15 protein-coding genes are annotated in these 18,724 nt (G+C 69.6%); 6 read left to right on the top strand and 9 right to left on the bottom strand.

Features of this window, described 5'->3' with window-relative positions:
* Positions 1-2 precede the first annotated feature (2 nt).
* Entirely contained in the window at positions 3-854 is an 852-nt protein-coding gene (locus ALA01S_RS10190; protein ID WP_066335538.1) for a class II aldolase/adducin family protein, read from the bottom strand.
* Between the two features lie 149 nt (positions 855-1,003).
* Positions 1,004-1,909, bottom strand: coding sequence for a LysR family transcriptional regulator (locus tag ALA01S_RS10195; RefSeq protein ID WP_066335540.1), 906 nt, complete (start codon positions 1,907-1,909; stop codon positions 1,004-1,006).
* A 261-nt stretch (positions 1,910-2,170) separates the two neighbouring features.
* Between ALA01S_RS10195 and ALA01S_RS10200 the strand changes: the two genes are divergently transcribed.
* From ALA01S_RS10200 to ALA01S_RS10210, 3 genes are all read left to right on the top strand, one after another.
* A complete protein-coding gene (locus tag ALA01S_RS10200) occupies positions 2,171-2,458 on the top strand; it encodes a zinc ribbon domain-containing protein (protein WP_157118879.1) in 288 nt (95 codons plus the stop codon).
* A 100-nt stretch (positions 2,459-2,558) separates the two neighbouring features.
* On the top strand, positions 2,559-3,122 hold the full coding sequence (locus ALA01S_RS10205; RefSeq protein WP_066335544.1) for a hypothetical protein: 564 nt from the start codon (positions 2,559-2,561) through the stop codon (positions 3,120-3,122).
* 88 nt (positions 3,123-3,210) lie between these two features.
* Positions 3,211-4,023, top strand: coding sequence for a class I SAM-dependent methyltransferase (locus tag ALA01S_RS10210; RefSeq protein ID WP_066335547.1), 813 nt, complete (start codon positions 3,211-3,213; stop codon positions 4,021-4,023).
* Positions 4,024-4,077: 54 nt separating this feature from the next.
* Here ALA01S_RS10210 and ALA01S_RS10215 read toward each other — a convergent pair whose 3' ends face one another.
* The 5 genes from ALA01S_RS10215 to ALA01S_RS10235 are packed head-to-tail and all read right to left on the bottom strand — an operon-like array spanning position 4,078 to position 10,108.
* Entirely contained in the window at positions 4,078-4,302 is a 225-nt protein-coding gene (locus ALA01S_RS10215; protein WP_066335549.1) for a formate dehydrogenase subunit delta, read from the bottom strand.
* Positions 4,303-4,320: 18 nt separating this feature from the next.
* A complete protein-coding gene (gene fdhD, locus ALA01S_RS10220; RefSeq protein WP_066335551.1) occupies positions 4,321-5,160 on the bottom strand; it encodes a formate dehydrogenase accessory sulfurtransferase FdhD in 840 nt (279 codons plus the stop codon).
* Positions 5,157-8,051 (bottom strand): formate dehydrogenase subunit alpha, encoded by a 2,895-nt coding sequence (gene fdhF, locus ALA01S_RS10225; protein ID WP_066335553.1) that lies wholly within the window; start codon positions 8,049-8,051, stop codon positions 5,157-5,159. Before fdhF ends, fdhD begins: the two co-directional genes overlap by 4 nt.
* A gap of 12 nt (positions 8,052-8,063) precedes the next feature.
* A complete protein-coding gene (locus ALA01S_RS10230; RefSeq protein WP_066335555.1) occupies positions 8,064-9,623 on the bottom strand; it encodes a formate dehydrogenase beta subunit in 1,560 nt (519 codons plus the stop codon).
* The gene (locus tag ALA01S_RS10235; RefSeq protein WP_066335560.1) at positions 9,620-10,108 is read right to left on the bottom strand and encodes a formate dehydrogenase subunit gamma; all 489 of its coding nucleotides are present in this window, start codon (positions 10,106-10,108) and stop codon (positions 9,620-9,622) included. Before ALA01S_RS10235 ends, ALA01S_RS10230 begins: the two co-directional genes overlap by 4 nt.
* A 178-nt stretch (positions 10,109-10,286) precedes the next feature.
* Here ALA01S_RS10235 and ALA01S_RS10240 point away from each other — a divergent pair, with 178 nt between their 5' ends.
* Entirely contained in the window at positions 10,287-11,369 is a 1,083-nt protein-coding gene (locus ALA01S_RS10240) for a substrate-binding domain-containing protein (RefSeq protein WP_066335562.1), read from the top strand.
* 85 nt (positions 11,370-11,454) lie between these two features.
* Positions 11,455-12,948 carry an alanine/glycine:cation symporter family protein gene (locus ALA01S_RS10245; RefSeq protein WP_084267408.1) on the top strand — a complete coding sequence of 498 codons (1,494 nt, stop codon included), beginning with the start codon at positions 11,455-11,457 and terminating at the stop codon, positions 12,946-12,948.
* A gap of 124 nt (positions 12,949-13,072) precedes the next feature.
* On the opposite strand, the gene ALA01S_RS10250 is transcribed toward ALA01S_RS10245, so the two are convergent.
* Positions 13,073-13,840: a PEPxxWA-CTERM sorting domain-containing protein gene (locus ALA01S_RS10250; protein ID WP_066335565.1), complete on the bottom strand. Its 768-nt coding sequence runs from the start codon at positions 13,838-13,840 to the stop codon at positions 13,073-13,075.
* A 475-nt stretch (positions 13,841-14,315) separates the two neighbouring features.
* Here ALA01S_RS10250 and ALA01S_RS10255 point away from each other — a divergent pair, with 475 nt between their 5' ends.
* Entirely contained in the window at positions 14,316-16,577 is a 2,262-nt protein-coding gene (locus tag ALA01S_RS10255) for an ATP-binding protein (protein WP_238455755.1), read from the top strand.
* A gap of 41 nt (positions 16,578-16,618) precedes the next feature.
* Here the strand turns inward: ALA01S_RS10255 and ALA01S_RS10260 are convergent.
* Positions 16,619-18,724 (bottom strand): efflux RND transporter permease subunit (locus ALA01S_RS10260; RefSeq protein ID WP_157118880.1); only part of this gene is annotated, 2,106 nt, incomplete at its 5' end.

The raw sequence follows: 18,724 nt of genomic DNA on the forward strand, positions 1-18,724 counted from the left end.
GCTCAATCGAACATGTCGGGCTGGGTGCGGACGAGCTGGTCCCAGATCGTCTGGAAGTGCAGCCAGCCGATGTAGTCGCTGCCCACGTTGTCGCGGCTGAAGCGCGACTTATCGGGCGGCACCAGCACCGGCTTGTGGCCGGTGGCCTCCACCAGCAACTGCTGCTGGCAGCAGCGCTCCAGCGCGATGAACCAGAAGGCGGCGGACTCGATGCTGTGCCCGCTGCAGGTGAACAGGCCGTGGTTCTGGTGGATGGCGGCCTTCACGCCCTTGAACCAGTCGGCCACGGTGAAGCCCGCGCGCTCCTCCACGGCCACCTGGCCGGCTTCGCTCTTGATGACGACGTGGTCCTCGTAGAAGGCCGCCGCGTCCTGCGTGATGGGCTCCAGCGGCCGGCCCAGCGCGGCGAAGGCCGTGCCGTAGACGGTGTGGGCGTGGCACATGGCCAGGATCTCGGGGTGCTTCTCGTGCACGGCGGCGTGCAGCACGAAGCCGGCGCGGTTGACGGCATAGGCGCCCTCCACGACCTTGCCGGCGTGGTCCACCAGGATGAGGTTGCTCACGCGCACGTTGGAGAAGTGCACGCACATGGGGTTGGTCCAGTACAGCTGCGGGAACTCCGGGTCGCGCACCGTGAGGTGGCCGGCAAAGCCGTAATCGAAGCCCTGCAGCGCGAAGGCGCGGCAGGCGGCCACCAGCCGCTCCTTGCGGTGCTGGCGCTCCTGGGCATGGGTGGCGAAGCTGGGGATCTCGGGAAAGCTCAGCCCGGGCTGCGTGGGCTGGTAGACCGAGATGCGCTTGCGCTCGGCGGCGCCTTGCTGCGAGGCGGCGGGCCGCTCCATGGTGTCCTGCATGTCTGGTGCTCCTTGGGCTGGGCTTGCCGTGAAGGTGCAAGCCGATGGGGCGAAATTTAAGGAGCGCCTTGACATGCATCAATGCGGTGGGCGCGATAAGACCTATTGCGCTCCGCAATAGATCAGCAGCCGCCGGACGGTGCCGCCCTCTAGGCAGCCCAGGGGGGTGTGGCGAACGCGCTGGTGAAGTGGTCGACGAAGGCGCGTATGCGCGGCACCAGGCGCCGCTCGGCCAGGAACACGGCGTGTATGGCCGTGTCGTCGGCCGCCTGGTAGTCGGCCAGCAGGGGCTGCAGTTGGCCGCCGCGCAGGGCGGGCACGGCCAGGTGCTCGGCCAGGCGCATCACGCCCATGCCGGCCACGCACATCTGGAAGAGGGCCGTGCCGTCGCTGCTGCGAAAGCTGCCCTTGACGGCCAGCTCCTGGCGCTGGCCCTGGATCATGAAAGGCCAGCGGTTGAGGTGCTCGGCCGGGGGCAGCCACATCAGGCAGTTGTGGCGCTCCAGGCCCTGCGGCGTGACGGGCGGGCCGTGGCGCGCCACGTAGGCGGGCGAGGCCACGACGATGCGCTGCAGGGCGCACAGCCGCCGGCTCATGAGGGAGGAGTCCTGCAGCCGCCCCATGCGTATGGCGACGTCGAAGTTCTCCTCCAGCAGGTTCGTCACCGTGTCCGACAGTTGCAGCTGCACCGAGATGGCCGGATACGCGGCCATGAAGCCGGGCAGGCGCGGGACGATCTGGTCGCTGCCGAAGGCCCGCGGCACCGTCACGCGCAGCTCGCCCGCGGGCTCCGGCGACGCCACGGTGGACTCGGCCAGGTCGATCTCCTCCATCACGCGGCGGCAGGCGGCCAGGTAGGCCTCGCCCTCGGCCGTGAGGCGCTGCGTGCGCGTGGAGCGGTGCAGCAGTTGCACCCCCAGGCGGCGCTCCAGGGCATTGAGCGTCTGGCTCACGAAGGGCTGGCTCACACCCAGCGTCAGCGCCGCGGCCGTGAAGCCACCGGCCTCGGCAACGGCCCGGAACACCCGCATCTCCAGCAGCCTGTTGTCTTTCATGGGCGGGATTGTCGGCCGCCGGGCGCGGCGCCGAGGATTTGAAGCGGCCCAAGGCAACGCTGAAGCCGCTGGACACGCGGATGCCGGCACGGCGCCGGCTTGCGATATATCAAGATGGCCGAGCGCGTCACATTCTCGTGAAGATTTCGTTGTCAGGCTGGAAAAAAATAAATAACATCATTCTCTCCTGCCGAAATTGGATAAGCAGTTGGCTGTTTTCATGGGAATGAATTTGCAAAATCCTGAATTGGTGAGGAAAAAATGGAAATTCAATTCGCATTATTGGTTTCCTGGGTGGTTTGCGCTTTATTGATGGCGCTGCTGGCAAAGCACCGCGGGCGAAGCGCCGTCGGCTGGACTTTTGCCTCCCTGGCTTTGTCGCCGCTGGCCGCCCTGCCTTTGTTGTTGATGATGAAAAACATGAACAGCGAGGAAAATATTCCGGCCAACCTCATGCGGTGCCCGCACTGCTCCGAATTGATTTCCAGGGATGCGCCCAAATGCAAGTTTTGCGGCGCCCTGGCTGCTAACCAGGCGGTAGAGTTTTAAGCTTGGTTTGTGCGTTATCGGCGCTGTCGGCGCAAGCGGTTCGCTAGTATATTGCGGGTTTGATTTGTTTTGTTTTTTGAAAATCCTTTCCGCTTGACCGATGAGCAAGGCCTTTGTCGATGCCAACTACCGCTTCATTGCCGCCAACCAGGAGGTCAATGCCCGCATCACGCAGCGCCAGCAGGCGCTGGCTTTGTATGTGAGCCTGGTGGTCAGCCTGCTGGCGGTGCTGGTGGCATTGCGGCCCACGCCCGGCAGCCGTGAGCCGCCGGTGGAGTGGCTGATCTTCGGATTTCCCGTCGCCTCGCTGTGCCTGGCGTTCCTGAATTACATGGCCGAGCGCGCCATTTCCAACCTGCGCAGTTTTCTCTCCGTGCTGGAACAGTTGGAAGACGCGCACCGCCAATTGCCCAGCTACAACACCGACCCGCGCTGGTCGCGCGGCGCCAACCAGGCGCGGCGCTTCCGGGACATCGCCACGGCCATATTGGTGCTGGGCGGCAACGCGGCGGGCCTGGGGGCGGCGCTGGCGATGTATCCGCAGCGCTTTGGCGCGGCGCCCGGATTCTTGTACCTGGCCTGCGCCTTGGTCGTGGCGTCGGTGTTGGGGGTGCTGGTGACGCCGAAGTGGAGTTATGCGCCGCCAGGCGCCGGCACCGCCTGAATCGCCAAAGCGGGCGCTGCAGGCGGCTTGACAGGTTCCGAGGCCCCGGGATGGCTACGATGGCTTCCCGCCTCGCAGGAGGTCCGCGATGGACGCATCCGCCACCGACCGGCTGTTCGCCGGCGCCATTCCCCAGGTCTACGACCGCTGCCTCGTGCCGCTGATTTTCGAAAGCTGCGCGCAAGACCTGGCGCGCCGCGTGGCCGCCCTGCAGCCCGCAAGGGTGCTGGAGACCGCGGCCGGCACGGGCGTCCTCACCCGGGCCATGGCGCAGGCGCTGCCCGGAGCGGCGCTGGTCGCCACGGACCTGAACCAACCCATGCTGGACGCGGCCCGCGCCGTCCCCATGGCGGTGCCCGTGCAGTGGCGCCAGGCCGACGCCCAAAGCCTGCCGTTCGACGACGGCAGCTTCGACGTGGTCGCCTGCCAGTTCGGCGCGATGTTCTTTCCGGACAAGGTGGGCGCCTATGCCGAAGCCCGCCGCGTGCTACGGCCCGGTGGCTCATTCATCTTCAGCGTCTGGGACCGGCTGGAGGACAACGAGTTCGCATGCGTGGTCATGGACGCGCTGGCCACCGTCTTCCCCGAGGACCCGCCGCAGTTCCTGCGGCGGCTGCCGCACGGCTGCTTCGACGTCGCGGTGATCGAGCGCGACCTGCGCGACGCGGGTTTCGCGGCGCCACGGGTGCAAACCGTCACGCAGCGCAGCCGTGCCGGGTCGGCCTGGGAGGCGGCCTTCGCGTATTGCCAAGGCACGCCGCTGCGCGCCGAGATCGAGGCCCGCGTTGGCGCGCCCCTGGCTGCCGCCACGGCACGTTGCGCCCAAGCCCTGGCGCGGCAATTCGGCGACGGGCCGGTGGACGGCAAGATCCAGGCGCACGTCATTTGCGCGCAGCGCTGACGCCGCGGGCAAGGCCAGACTGCCATCCCCGGGCCGGCCGCCATGGCGGCCGGATCACTGCAGCGCGTCGGCCCGCCGGCGCACGGCCAGCGCCACCAGCGGGTGCAGGTCGTCGGCATCCCCCTGCGCCACGTGCTTTTGAAGCAGCCGGCGCATGCGGGGCTCCCAGAACTTGTCCAGGTGTTGAGCGACGCCTTCGACGGCCTCGTCCCGGTCGGCCATGGCCTCGAAGAAGTCGCCAATGCGGTTGGCCATGCGCACGAGGTTCGTGATGTCCATGTGTCTTCCTGTCCGCGCTCAGGCGGCGGGTGCGCGGCCGGGCAGTGCCAGCCGCTCGTCAAAGGTGTAGGCCACGAGGTCGTCGCCGCGCACGAAGCCCATGAGCAGCAGCCCGCAGCCCCGGGCCGTCTCCACGGCCAGCGCCGTGGGCGCGGACACCGCGGCCAGTGCCGACACCCCGGCGCGGGCGCATTTCTGCACCATCTCGAAGCTGGCGCGGCTGGTGATGGCGATGAAGCCGCCGGCCGTGTCCACGCCCTGGCGCAGCAGCGCGCCCGTGAGCTTGTCCAGCGCGTTGTGGCGGCCCACGTCCTCGCGCGCCAGCAGCACCTGGCCTTGCGGGCTGCACCAGGCCGCCGCATGCGTGGCCCCGGTGAGCTGCTGCAGGGCTTGGTGCGCGCGCAACCGGCGCTGGGCGCGTGCCACGGCCGAGGGGTCCACGGCGGTGGGCTGCAGCCGCGGCAGCGGCTGGCGCACCTGGCCCAGGCTGTCGGTACCGCACAGCCCGCAGCCGGTGCGCCCGGCCAGCGTGCGCCGGCGCTCGCGCAGCCGCCACGCGCAGGCCGAGGACACCTCCAGCCGCAGCTCCAGGCCGTCGGGCACCGCCAGCGCCTCCACGCCGTACAGCTCGCCGGGGTGGCGGAGGAAACCCTCGGTGAAGGCGAAGCCCAGCGCGAAGTCCTCCAGGTCCGCGGGGCTAGCCAGCATCACGGCGTGCGAGATGCCGTTGAAGACCAGGGCCACGGGCACTTCCTCGGCCAGCCAGTCGTCCTGCGCATGCACCTGGCCGCCGCGGCGCGCCACCACGCGGGCCGGCCGCGCGCCCGCGCTGGGCAGCGGCGCGTCCACGGGCTTCACTGGCCCACCGCCGTTGCCGGCGGGCGTGCCTGCTCCAGCAGCGCGAGCTGCTCGCGGTTGAACGCGGCGTAGTCCTGCTGCCAGGCCGAGGGCTGCATCACCTTGCTGACCTGCACGGCGGTCACCTTGTACTCGGGGCAGTTGGTGGCCCAGTCGGAGCTGTCGGTGGTGATGACGTTGGCGCCGGACTCGGGGAAGTGGAAGGTGGTCCACACCACGCCGGGCTGCATGCGGTCGGTGACGCGGGCGCGCTGCACCGTCTGCCCGGCGCGGCTGGTGATGCCCACCCAGTCGCCGTCGCGTATGCCGCGCTCCTGCGCGTCATGCGGGTGGATGTCCAGCCGGTCCTCGTCGTGCCACTGGTTGTTGGCCGTGCGACGGGTTTGGGCGCCGACGTTGTACTGCGACAGGATGCGCCCCGTGGTCAGCAGCAGCGGGAACTTGCGCGTGACCTTCTCGTCGGTGGGCACGTAGCGGGTGTTGAAGAAGCGCCCGCGCCCGCGCACGAAGCCCTCGACATGCATGGTGGCGGTGCCGGCCTCGTCCGTGCCCTCGTTGCAGGGCCACTGCACGCTGCCCAGGCGCTCGATCTTCCCGTAGCTCACGCCGCGGAAGCTGGGCGTGAGCGCCGCGATCTCCTGCATCACCTGCTCGGGATGGTCGTAGTGCATGGGGTAGCCCAGCGCGTTGGCCAGCTTGACCGTCACTTGCCAGTCGGCCAGGCCCGCCAGCGGCGGCATTACCTGGCGCACGCGCGAGATGCGGCGCTCGGCGTTGGTGAAGGTGCCGTCCTTTTCCAGGAAGGAACTGCCCGGCAGCAGCACGTGCGCGAACTTGGCCGTCTCGTTGAGGAAGATGTCCTGCACCACGATGCATTCCATGGCTTCCAGCGCGGCCGAGACATGCTGCGTGTTGGGGTCGGACTGCGCGATGTCCTCGCCCTGCACGTACAGGCCCTTGAAGCTGCCGGCCATGGCCGCGTCGAACATGTTGGGGATGCGCAGGCCCGGCTCCGGGCTGAGCTCCACGCCCCAGGCGGCCTCGAACTCGGCGCGCACCGTGGTGTCGGCCACGTGGCGGTAGCCCGGCAGCTCGTGCGGGAAGCTGCCCATGTCGCAGGAGCCCTGCACGTTGTTCTGGCCGCGCAGCGGGTTCACGCCCACGCCCTCGCGGCCCACCATGCCGCAGGCCATGGCCAGGTTGGCGATGCCCATGACCATGGTCGAGCCCTGCGCGTGCTCGGTCACGCCCAGGCCGTAGTAGATGGCCGAGTTGGGGCCCTGCGCGTACAGCCGCGCCGCGGCGCGCAGCTCAGCGGCCGGCACGCCGGTGACGGCTTCCACGGCTTCAGGCGCATGCTCCGGCAGCGACACGAAATCGCGCCACTGCTGGAAGCTCTTCAGCTCGCAGCGCTCGGCCACGAAGGCCTCGTTGGTGAGCCCTTCCGTGACCACCACGTGCGCCAGGGCGTTGATGAGGGCCACGTTGGTGCCGGGCCTGAGCGCCAGGTGGTGGGCGGCCTTGACGTGCGGCGACGCGACCAGCTCCGTTTGCCGCGGATCGGCCACGATCAATTGGGCGCCCTGGCGCAGCCGCCGCTTCATGCGCGAGGCGAACACCGGGTGCGCGTCCGACGGGTTGGCGCCTATGACCAGGATCACGTCGGCCTGCTCGACGGACTTGAACGTCTGCGTGCCGGCCGAGGTGCCGAAGGCCTGGCCCAGCCCGTAGCCCGTGGGCGAGTGGCACACGCGGGCACAGGTGTCCACGTTGTTGTTGCCGAAGGCCGCGCGGATGAGCTTTTGCACAAGGTAGGCCTCCTCGTTGGTGCAGCGGCTGGAGGTGATGCCGCCCACCGCGTCGCGCCCGTGCCGGGCCTGGATGCGCTTGAACTCCGATGCGGCATAGGCAATGGCATCGTCCCAGCTCACCTCGCGCCACGGGTCGGTGATGCGCGCGCGGACCATGGGCTTGGTGATGCGGTCCTTGTGCGTGGCGTAGCCCCAGGCGAAGCGGCCCTTGACGCAGGCATGGCCCTCGTTGGCCTTGCCGTCCTTCCACGGCACCATGCGCACGACCGTGTTGCCCTTCATCTCGGCCTTGAAGGCGCAGCCCACGCCGCAATAGGCGCAGGTGGTGATGACGCTGTGCTCGGCCTGGCCCAGCGCGATCACGCTCTTCTCCTGCAGCGTGGCCGTTGGGCAGGCCTGCACGCAGGCGCCGCAGCTCACGCAGTCGCTGTCCATGAAAGCCTGGTCCTGGCCCGGCGAGACGCGGCTCTCGAAGCCGCGGCCGGAGATGGTCAGCGCGAAGGTGCCTTGTGTCTCCTCACAGGCGCGCACGCAACGGTTGCAGACGATGCACTTGGCCGGGTCGTAGGTGAAATAGGGGTTGGACTCGTCCTTGGCCGAGCCGCCGTGGTGGCGCCCGGTCACGCCGTCCACGCACTGGCCAGACGTGCCGTAGCGCACGCTGCGCAGCCCGGTGACGCCGGCCATGTCCTGCAGCTCGCAGTCGCCGTTGGCGCTGCAGGTCAGGCAGTCCAGCGGGTGGTCGCTGATGTAGAGCTCCATCACGCCCTGGCGCAGCGACTGCAGCTTGGGGCTCTGGGTGCGCACCACCATGCCGGCTTCGGCCGGCGTGGTGCACGAGGCCGGGAAGCCCCGGCGCCCGTCGATTTCCACCAGGCACAGCCGGCAGGAGCCGAAGGGCTCCAGGCTGTCGGTGGCGCACAGCTTGGGTACCTGGATGCCGGCGTCCACGGCGGCGCGCATGAGCGAAGTGCCCTTGGGCACGCGGACTTCGCGCCCGTCGATGACGAGCTGGACCGACTCGCTGGAGCCGCTGGCCGGTGTGCCGTGGTCGATGTCGATGGGGTGGTGGTGCAGCATGCGCGGCCTCCTTCAAGCGGCTTGCCGGGCCGGCGCCTGGGCGCCGAAGTCCTCGGGGTAGTGGTTCAGGGCGGAGAGCACGGGGTAGGGGGTCATGCCGCCCATGGCGCACAGGCTGCCGTGCAGCATGGTGTCGCACAGCTCGCGCAGCAGGTGGACCTGCTGCGGCCGGTTGGGGCCGGTGGCGATGCGGTCCATCACCTCCACGCCGCGCGTGCTGCCTATGCGGCAGGGCGTGCACTTGCCGCAGCTCTCCAGGGCGCAGAACTCCATGGCGTAGCGCGCCAGGCGCGCCATGTCGGCCGTGTCGTCGTGCACCACGATGCCGCCATGGCCCACCACGGCGCCCAGGGCGGCATAGGCCTCGTAGTCCAGAGGCACGTCCCATTGCGACTCGGGGACGTAGGCGCCCAGCGGGCCGCCCACCTGCACCGCCTTCACCGGCCGGCCGCTGCGCGTGCCGCCGCCGAAATCGAAGATCAGCTCGCGCAGCGTGAGGCCGAAGGCCTTCTCCACCAGCCCGCCGTGCTTGACGTTGCCGGCCAGCTGGAAGGGCAGCGTGCCGCGCGAGCGGCCCAGGCCGTAGTCGCGGTAGAAGCCCGCGCCGCGGGCCAGGATGAGCGGCACGCTGGCCAGCGTGATGACGTTGTTGATGACCGTGGGCATGCCAAAGAGGCCCTCGATGGCCGGCAGCGGCGGCTTGCTGCGCACGATGCCGCGCTTGCCCTCGATGCTCTCCAGCATCGCGGTTTCCTCGCCGCACACGTAGGCGCCCGCGGCCTTGCGCAGCTCCAGGTGGAAGGCGCGGCCGCTGCCCAGGAGGTTGTCGCCCAGGAAGCCGGCCTGCGTGGCCCGCGCGATGGCCTCGCCTATCGTCGCCACCGCCTGCGGGTACTCCGAGCGGATGTAGAGGTAGCCGCGGCTGGCGCCCACGGCCAGCGCGGCGATGGCCATGCCCTCGATGAGCATGTAGGGGTCGCCCTCCAGGGTCATGCGGTCGGAGAAGGTGCCGGAGTCGCCCTCGTCGGCGTTGCAGACCACGTACTTCTGCGCGGCCTCGGCCTGCAGCACGGTGCGCCACTTGATGCCGGCCGGGAAGGCCGCGCCGCCGCGGCCGCGCAGCCCGGCGTCGAGCACTTCCTGGACGATGGCCGCGGCGTCCAACTCCAGCGCGCGGCGCAGGCCGTCCCAGCCGCCATGCGCGGCGTAGTCCTGCAGCGACAGCGGGTCGGTCACGCCCATGCGCGCGAAGGTCAGCCGCTCCTGGCGCGCGAGGTAGGGCATCGCTTCCGTGAGGCCATGGCCCAGCGCGTGGGCGCCGCCTTGCAGCAGCCCGGCGTCGAGCAGCCCCGCCACGTCCTCCTCGGCCACCGGGCCGTAGGCCACGCGGCCGGCGGGCGTGAGCACCTCCACCAGCGGCTCCAGCCAGAACAGCCCGCGCGAGCCGTTGCGCACGATCTCCACGGCCAGGCCGCGGCGTTCGCACTCGGCGCGCAGCGCGGCGGCCACCTCGTCGGCGCCCGCGGCCAGCGCGGCGGTGTCGCGCGGGACGAAGACTTTCACCGGGCTCATGCCGACACTCCCAGCGACTGCGCCAGGCGCTGCAGCTGCTGCGGCGTCACGCGCGCATAGGGCCGCTCGTTGAGCTGCATCGCGGGCGACGACGCGCACAGGCCCAGGCAGTACACCGGCTCCAGCGTGACGGCGCCGTCCGCGCGCGTCTCGTGCGCCTTGCAGCCCAGCAGTTGCTCGGCCTGCGCCAGCAGCGCGTCGGCGCCGCAGGCCTGGCACGCTTCGGCACGGCAGATCTGGACGACGTGGCGCCCCGCCGGCTTGCTGCGGAAGTGGTGGTAGTAGGTGATCACGCCGTGCACCTCGGCGCGCGAGAGGTTCAGCGCCGCGGCGATGCGCGGCACGGCCTCCTGCGGGATGAAGCCCAGCGCGTCCTGCACCGCGTGCAGCAGCGGCAGCAACGCGCCCGGCTGCTGCCGGTGATGGTTGATCAAGGCATCGATGCGCGACCTGTCGGCCGAGTCCTGGGAAGTGGGTGTGGTCATGAGCCGCCGTGGTTTGCAAGCACCGCCGCTGCCGGGCGGCCGTCACGCGCATGTCCCAAGGGGCATGGCGCGTCCAAATCGTCGTTACGGGGCGCATGCTCCAGGCTCTTGGTTACGCTCGCAATATGAGATGTGACGCCCTATGCACCGGAGCTGCACCTCCTAAGCACGGACCCTTATGAAAGACATTGCAATACGTCCTGCCTGGACGATCCAGGATGCCGACGGCGCTGCGCTGTCCATGCGGCTCATCGAGCTGCTGGTGCAGGTGCACGGCCAGGGCAGCCTGCTCATGGCCGCCAAGCGGCTGGGCCTGTCCTACCGCCACGCCTGGGACCTGGTGCGCCAGGGCGAGGCGCAGTTCGGCGCGCCGCTGCTGCACATGGAGCGCGGCAAGGGCTCCACGCTGACCGAGCTGGGCGAGAAGATCGTTTGGGCCGACCACCGCATCCACGCCAGGCTCAAGCCCTCGCTGGACTCGCTGGCCTCGGAGCTGGCGGCCGAGCTGGGCCGCGCCCTGCGCGAATCGGCCCCGCTGCTGCGCCTGCATGCCAGCCACGGCTTTGCCATCGAGCGCCTGGTGCAGCGGCTGCGCCAGGACGGGCTGCGCTCGGAGCTGACCTACGGCAACTGCGCCACGGCCGCCGCCGCCGTGCACGACGGCGAGTGCGACGTGGCGGGCTTTCACCTGCCCATAGGGCCCATGCAGGACACGGTGCTGGCGCATTACGCGCAGTGGCTCGCGGGCGAGGAGCTGACCGTCATCGACATCGCCACCCGGCGCCAGGGCCTGATGGTGCGCGCGGGCAACCCCAAGGAGGTGTTCGCGCTGGCCGACCTGCAGCGCGAGGACGTTCGCTTCATCAACCGCCAGGCCGGCTCAGGCACGCGGCTGCTGCTGGAGGCGCTGCTGCGGGCCGGCGGCATCCCGGCCGGCACCATCGCCGGCTTCGAGCATGGCGAGTACACCCACGCGGCCGTGGCCGCCTACGTAGCCAGCGGCATGGCCGACGTGGGCTTCGGCGTGGAAACGCCGGCGCGCCAGTTCAAGCTCGACTTCGTGCCGCTGGCCAGCGAGCGCTACTTCCTGCTGTGCCGCACGGCCTTGCTGGCCACGCCGGTGCTGCAGCAGGTGCTGGACGTGCTGCGCCACCCGGCCTTCAGGCAGGAACTGGCCGCGCTGCCGGGCTACGACGGGCTCAACGCCGGCCAGACGCTGAAACTGCAGGACGCATTTCCCGCCTTGGGTTGTGCAAGTTGAACTTGGGCGGCATGTCGCACATGGCATGGCCTGACGGGCCAGAAATTTGCTCCGCCCTGGCGCTCATTTGCTGCGGGAGTTCGCCATGGCGGAATTCGTTGCCATGCTCAATGGCTTGGTCTGGAGCCGGGCGCTGATTTACCTGTGCCTGGCCGTGGGCCTGTACTTCTCCATACGCACGCGCTTCATGCAGGTGCGCGGCATCGCGGAGATGCTGCGGCTGATGTTCCGCGGCAAGGCGTCGGACGCCGGCGTGTCCTCGTTCCAGGCACTGGCGATGTCGCTGTCGGGGCGCGTGGGCACGGGCAACATTGCCGGCGTGGCCACGGCCATCACCTTCGGCGGGCCCGGCGCCATCTTCTGGATGTGGATGATGGCCTTCCTGGGCGCCTCCACCTCCTACGTGGAGTGCACGCTGGCGCAGATCTACAAGGAGGTGGACGACCGCGGCCAGTACCGCGGCGGGCCGGCCTTCTACATCGAGAAGGCCATGGGCCAGCGCTGGTACGCCTGGATCTTCGCCGTGGCCACCATCATCGCCATGGGGCTGCTGCTGCCGGGCGTGCAGGCCAACAGCATCGCCGCGGGCGTGAACAACGCCTGGGGCGTGGCGCCGTCGGTGAGCGCCGCGGTGATCGTGGTGGCGTTGGGCTTCATCATCTTCGGCGGCGTCAAGCGCATCGCGGGCTTTGCCGAGATCGTGGTGCCCTTCATGGCGCTGGCCTACATCCTGGTGGCCGTGGTGATCGTGCTGCTCCACATCGGCCAGGTGCCGGCCATGGTGGGGCTCATCCTCAAAAGCGCGTTTGGGCTGGAGGCGGGCTTCGGCGCGGTGCTGGGCCTGGCGGTGGAGTGGGGCGTCAAGCGCGGGGTGTATTCCAACGAGGCCGGCCAGGGCAGCGGCGCGCACGCGGCCGCGGCGGCGGAGGTCAAGCACCCGGCGCAGCAGGGTTACGTGCAGGCCTTCTCGGTGTACGTGGACACGCTGTTCGTGTGCAGCGCCACCGCCTTCATGATCCTGGTGACGGGGCGCTACAACGTGCAGGCGCCCGGCGGCGGCTTCCTGGTGCGGCATCTGCCCGGCATGGAAACGGGTCCAGGCTACACGCAGGCCGCTGTGGAGTCGGTGATGCCCGGCTTCGGCGCCAGCTTCGTTGCGCTGGCACTGATGTTCTTCGCCTTCACCACCATCGTGGCCTACTACTACATCGCCGAGACGAACGTCGCCTACATCAACCGCCGCGTGCACCGGCCCTGGCTGAGCCTGGTGCTCAAGGCCGCGATGCTGGCGTCGGTGACCTACGGCGCGGTGCGCTCCGCCGGCGTGGCCTGGGACCTGGGCGACCTGGGCGTCGGCCTGATGGCCTGGCTCAACATCGTGGCCATCCTCATCCTGCAAAAGCCCGCGCTGCTGTGCCTGCGCGACTACGAGGCGCAAAAGCGCGCCGGCGTGGAGCCGGTGTTCAAGCCCGCGAAACTGGGCATTCGCAACGCCGACTGGTGGAGCACGCGGCTTGGAACGCACGACACGCCGCAGCTTGCGGCCGAAACGCGGCGGTCACCGCTTCCCAAGGTTTGAAATTTCGCGCTGCGCCGCGCGGCTACCAGCTTGGCCGCCGCCCCGCAAATGCTTTGAATCACGGGGAACCTTGTGAAAGCCGGTTCCCCGAAAATTAAGCTGGTATTTAAATTTGTCGGCGGATTCACTTCGCGCACGTGCGACGTCGCCGCGCCACGACGCCCAGCGCACCGAACCCGGCCAGCATCATCAACCATGATTGCGGCTCGGGCACGCTGGGCAATATGCCCCCTTCCGCAATGATGATCAGCCCGTTGTCGAAATCTCGGGCAATCGAGTTCTCGTTTGAAAATGAATATTCGATGCGCCCTTTCTGCTCCAGAAAATTGGTGCCGAAAATCGGGTTCGCAAAGACATCCAGCCTGACCACCGGCGTCCCGGTGCCGTACATGAGCACCAGGCCCCGCTCCTCGTTGGAGGCGGTGGTGGAAATATCGGCAAATGTCCGCAACTCGTAATCCGCGCTCCATGTGACGGCGGTTTTCGGGGACAGCGTGTAGCCGAATCGCGGGAACGACGTGCCGGCAAAGGCGATCTGGTCGCGCGCCGGATCATCCACCCGGCCGCTGACGTGCATCGTGGAATCGACTTCATTGAAATCCAGCAAGCCCTGAATGGAAGCGCCGGGGCGGACCGTTTCCACGCTCCATGAGCCCAGATACTGGTTGATGTCCGCGACGTCGGAGAAATAGTTCTTTCTCGAAAAGACGCTGACGGCCAGCTCGGAATTCGGACTTTTGGCCAAGCCGAGCTGCAGCGAGGGCGCGATGCCGTCGTTGGGGTCCAGGTCGGTCAGCTCGTAGCGCAAATGGTTGACCGTTGCACTGGCCGTGATGGCGGCCAGGGCTGCCGGCGCCGCGAAAAGGAGACTCACAGACAACAGCAGTTTCATCGCTCAACCTCCATGCGCACGGGGCCGAAACCCGCCATGACTTGGCATCGCCAGCGGGCTGTGCCGTGGCGAACAGCACGTTGGTATCTGTTCCCCGTGTCCGTAAAGAGTCCCGGGGTGAGATGTGTATGCAATAGCGCCCGCCGCCGGTTTCCCCGGCCGTGCCGATGGGCCAGGGCTTGCCGCCCACGGCATCGCTGGACCGTGCTGCAACTGTCAGCAAAGCTTGAATTTCCTGGCCGCGCCGCCGCCGCGCGGTTCGATTTCGTGAACACTGCGCCGCATAGCAGGGACATGGCTTCTTGCGTGAACGCACGGGCGGCGCTGCAGCGGGAACGACGGCTGCACGCCCTCGCCAACAACAGGGCGGCGGCATGCTGGCCAGGCACGCCTGGCGTTGACCTCCGCTGAAGCGGTGCGCCAGGGCGCAGCCCGCCCGCACCGTCGCAATGCCTTGCCGGACATGGATACATCGATGCTGCTGACCACCAATGCGCTGCTGTCCTGCGCGGCGGCCCTGGTCATGCTCGTGGTGTTGCGCACGCGCAAGACCTATCCCGGCTTCGGCTTCTGGACGGCCGGCGTGGCCTGCCTCGCGCTGGGCGCGGCCCTGCTCGTTCCCGACGTGCTGCCGCAGAGCTGGGGCCTTCGGGTGCTGCGCAACGGCATGCTGCTCGCGGGCTACCTGCTCATCCTGCGCGGCATGCTCATCTTCCGCGGCCGCCGCGTGGGCGCCTGGCTGGAGCTGCTGTGCCTGCTGCTGTTCCTGCCGGTGTTCAGCTACTACAGCCTGGACCCGGCGGACCTGGCCGCGCGCATCGCCATCTACTGCACCTTTGCCGCCGCGTTGAGCGTGGCGACGGTGGCCGTCACGCTGCGGCACCGGCCGGCGCATTTCGGCTCCAACGACGTGCTGCTGGCGATCTGGATGTCTATCCTGGCCGTGCTCAACGCGGTGCGCATCGTCCACGAGCTGGGCTCGCCGGCCGCCGACACCGCTTTCGAGGCTCTCAAGGGCTTCGGCAGCTTCTACGCCATGGCGCAGATCCTGAGCGTGCAACTGGTCACGCTGACGCTGGTGAGCATGAACTCCCAGCGCATAGAGCACGAGTACCGCCTGGGCGAGGCGCGGCTGCGCGAGCGCGAGGCGCAACTGCGCTCCATCGGCGACAACGTGCCCGAAGGCTTCGTCTACCAGTTCGAGGCCGTCGGCGGCCAGCCGCGCTTCAACTACATCAGCGCCGGGGTCGCCGGCATTTTCGGGCTCAGCGCCGAAACGCTCATGGCCGACGCGAAGGCGCTGTTCGCGCTGGCCGAGCCCGCCTCGCTGGCGCAGTACCGGCGCGACGAGGCCCGCAGCGCCCGTGACATGAGCGTGTATGCGGGCACGGTGCAGTTCGTCCTGCCCTGTGGGCGCAAGGTCTGGCTGCATGCGCGCTCCTCGCCGCTCAAGCGCGACGACGGGCGCATCGTCTGGGAAGGCGTGGGCATGGACGTGACCAAGCTCATGCAGGCCGAGATCGAGCTCCACCGCCACAGGCACCACCTGGAGGCGATGGTCGAGGAGCGCACCGCCCAACTGCTGGAGGCGCAGTCGCGCGCCGAGGCGGCCAGCCAGGCCAAGAGCGCCTTCCTGGCCAACATGAGCCACGAGATACGCACGCCGCTGCACGGCATGCTGGGCATGGCGCAGCGGCTGCTGGAGGCCCCGCTGCCCGCCGGGCAGCACGAGCAGGCCCGCCTCATCGAGCGCTCAGGCCAGCTCCTGCTGGGCGTGATCGACGACCTGCTGGACTTCTCCCGCATCGAGGCCGGCCGCCTGGAGCTGGAGCAACTGCCCCTGGACCTCGTGCAGCTCGCCCGCGACGCGGTGGCGCTGTTCGAGCCCAAGGCCCAGGCCAAGGGGCTGGCCCTGTGGCTGGAGCTGCACGCGGGCGACGCGCCGGCCTGGGTGCTGGGCGACCCGCTGCGGCTGAGCCAGATCCTCAACAACCTGCTGTCCAACGCCGTGAAGTTCACGGCCGTGGGCAGCGTGGCGCTGCGGCTCACCGCGCTGGAGGGCGGGCGCTGGCGCATGGCCGTGCGCGACACCGGCATAGGCCTGAGCGCCGCCGACCGCCGGCGCATCTTCGAGCCCTTCATGCAGGCCGACAGCTCCACCACGCGGCGCTTTGGCGGCACGGGGCTCGGCCTGGCCATCGTCAGCAGCCTGGTGCGGCTGCACGGCGGCGAGCTGGACGTGCAAAGCGAGCCGGGCCGCGGCACGGAGTTCTGGTTCGAGCTGAAGCTGCCGCCGGCCCAGGCGCCGCAGCCGCAGGCCGCCCCTGCGCCCGCCACGGACGCGACCGCGGCCGCGGCCCTGGCGGGCTGCCGCGTGCTGGTGGCCGAGGACAACGAGGTCAACATGCACCTGGCCTGCGCCATCCTGCAGGCGCTCAACGTGCGCGTGCGCCAGGCCGTCAACGGCGTGCAGGCCGTGCAGGCCTACGACCAGGACCGGCCCGCCGTGGTGCTGATGGACATGCACATGCCGGAGATGGACGGCCTGGACGCCACGCGCCGCATCCGCAGCCTGGAGGCCGCGCGCGGCTGGGCGCGCACCCCCATCGTGGCGCTCACCGCCAGCGCGCTGGCCGAAGACCGGCGCCGCTGCGTCGAGGCCGGCATGGACGACGTGCTGGTCAAGCCCTTCCAGCGCGCCCAGCTCCAGGGCGTGCTGCAGCGCTACTGCCGCTGACGGCGCGCCGGCCCAAGGCACACACGCCGCCAGGGGCCGGCTCAAGGCAAGGCGCTCGCGGCGCCGGCGCCGTGGCCCAGGCCGGCGTGCCGTTCGCCACGCTCGTCCCGCTCGTCCGGATCATCGGCCTCGCGCCGGTAGGCGATGCGGTAGAGCACCGGCAGCACCAGCAGCGTGAGCGCCGTGGACGACAGGATGCCGCCGATGACCACCGTGGCCAGCGGGCGCTGCACCTCGGCGCCGGTGCCGGTGGCCAGTGCCATGGGCACGAAGCCCAGCGAGGCCACCAGCGCCGTCATCAGCACCGGGCGCAGCCGCGTCAGCGCCCCTTCGCGCAGCGCCTCGTCCACGCCCAGGCCGCCCTCGCGCAGGCCGCGGATGAAGCTCAGCATCACCAGCCCGTTGAGCACCGCCACGCCGGAGAGCGCAATGAAGCCCACCGCCGCCGAGATCGACAGCGGAATGCCGCGCAGCCACAGCGCCACGATGCCGCCGGTGAGCGCGAACGGGATGCCGGTGAACACCAGCAGCCCGTCCCTGAGGTTGCCGAACATCGCGAACAGCAGCGTGAACACCAGCGCCAGCGCCAGCGGCACGACGATGCGCAGCCGGCTGGCCGCGGACTGCAGGTTCTCGAACTGCCCGCCCAGGGTCGTCCAGTAGCCGGGGGGCAGCTGCACCTGCTGCTCCACCGCCTGCCGGGCCTCGGCCACGAAGGAGCCCAGGTCGCGCCCGCGCACGTTGGCGCTGACCACCACGCGGCGCTTGCCGTCCTCGCGGCTGACCTGGCTCAGGCCGGGCGCCATCTGCAGCGAGGCCACCTCGGACAGCGGGATGAAGCTCGGCCGCTCGGCCTGCGTGGTGCGGGGCAGCGCGATGGGCAGCCGGCCTATGGCGTCCAGGTCTGCGCGCAGCGCCTCCGGCAGCCGCACCAGGATGCCAAAGCGCCGGTCGCCCTCGAACAGCGTGCCGGCCTCGCGCCCGCCGGTGGCGGTGGCCACGGTGTCCTGCACGTCGGCGATGTTCAGGCCGTAGCGCGCGGCCTTGTCGCGGTCTATGGCCACGGTGAGCATGGGCAGCCCCGTGGTCTGCTCGATGTTGACCTCCGCGGCACCGGGCAGGCGCCGCAGCACGCCGGCAATGCGCTCGGCCGCCGCTTCGAGCTGCGCCATGTCGTCGCCGAACACCTTCACCGCCACGTCGGCGCGCACGCCGGAGATGAGCTCGTTGAAGCGCAACTGGATGGGCTGCGAGAGCTCGTAGTTCTGCCCGGGCAGCTTTTGCACCGCCGCCTGCACGGCGGCGATGAGCTGCTCGCGCGTGCGCCGCGGCGCGGGCCACTGGTCCTCCGGCTTGAGCATCACGTAGGCGTCGGAGATGTTGGGCGGCATGGGGTCCGCCGCGATCTCGGCCGTGCCGGTGCGCGCGAACACGCGCTCGATCTCGGGGAAGCTCTCCTTGAGCGTGCGTTCGAGCTGCTGCTGCATGGCCACCGACTGCGTGAGGCTGGTGCCCGGAATGCGCAGCGCCTGCAGCGCGAAGTCGCCCTCGTTGAGGCTGGGCACGAACTCGCTGCCCAGCCGCGTGGACAGCAGCCCCGAGAGCACCACCGCCACCACCGCGAACGTCACCACCACCGGCCGCGCGGCCATGGCGCGCTCCAGCAGCGGCGCGTAGGCGCGCCGGGCCGCGGCCATCAGCACGTTCTCCTTCTCGGCCACGCGGCGGCCTATGAACAGGGCCACCGCCGCCGGGACGAAGGTGACCGACAGCAGCATCGCGCCCAACAGCGCGATCACGACCGTGAAGGCCATGGGGTGGAACATGCGCCCCTCCACGCCGGACAGGGCGAAGATGGGCAGGTACACGATCATGATGATCAGCTGCCCGTACAGCAGCGGCCGCCGCGCCTCCTGCGCCGCGGCAAAGACCTCGTGCAGCCGCTCGCGCAGGGTGAGGGCGCGTCCGTGGTGGGCCTGCGCGTGCGCCAGGCGCCGCACGCAGTTCTCCACGATCACCACCGCCCCGTCCACGATGATCCCGAAGTCCAGCGCCCCCAGGCTCATGAGGTTGGCGCTGATGCGCTGGCTCACCATGCCGGTGAAGGTGAAGAGCATGGACAGCGGGATGACGAGCGCCGTGATGAC

Origin of the sequence: Azohydromonas lata NBRC 102462 (genome assembly GCF_001571085.1) — a bacterium.
Taxonomy (GTDB): domain Bacteria; phylum Pseudomonadota; class Gammaproteobacteria; order Burkholderiales; family Burkholderiaceae_C; genus Azohydromonas; species Azohydromonas lata.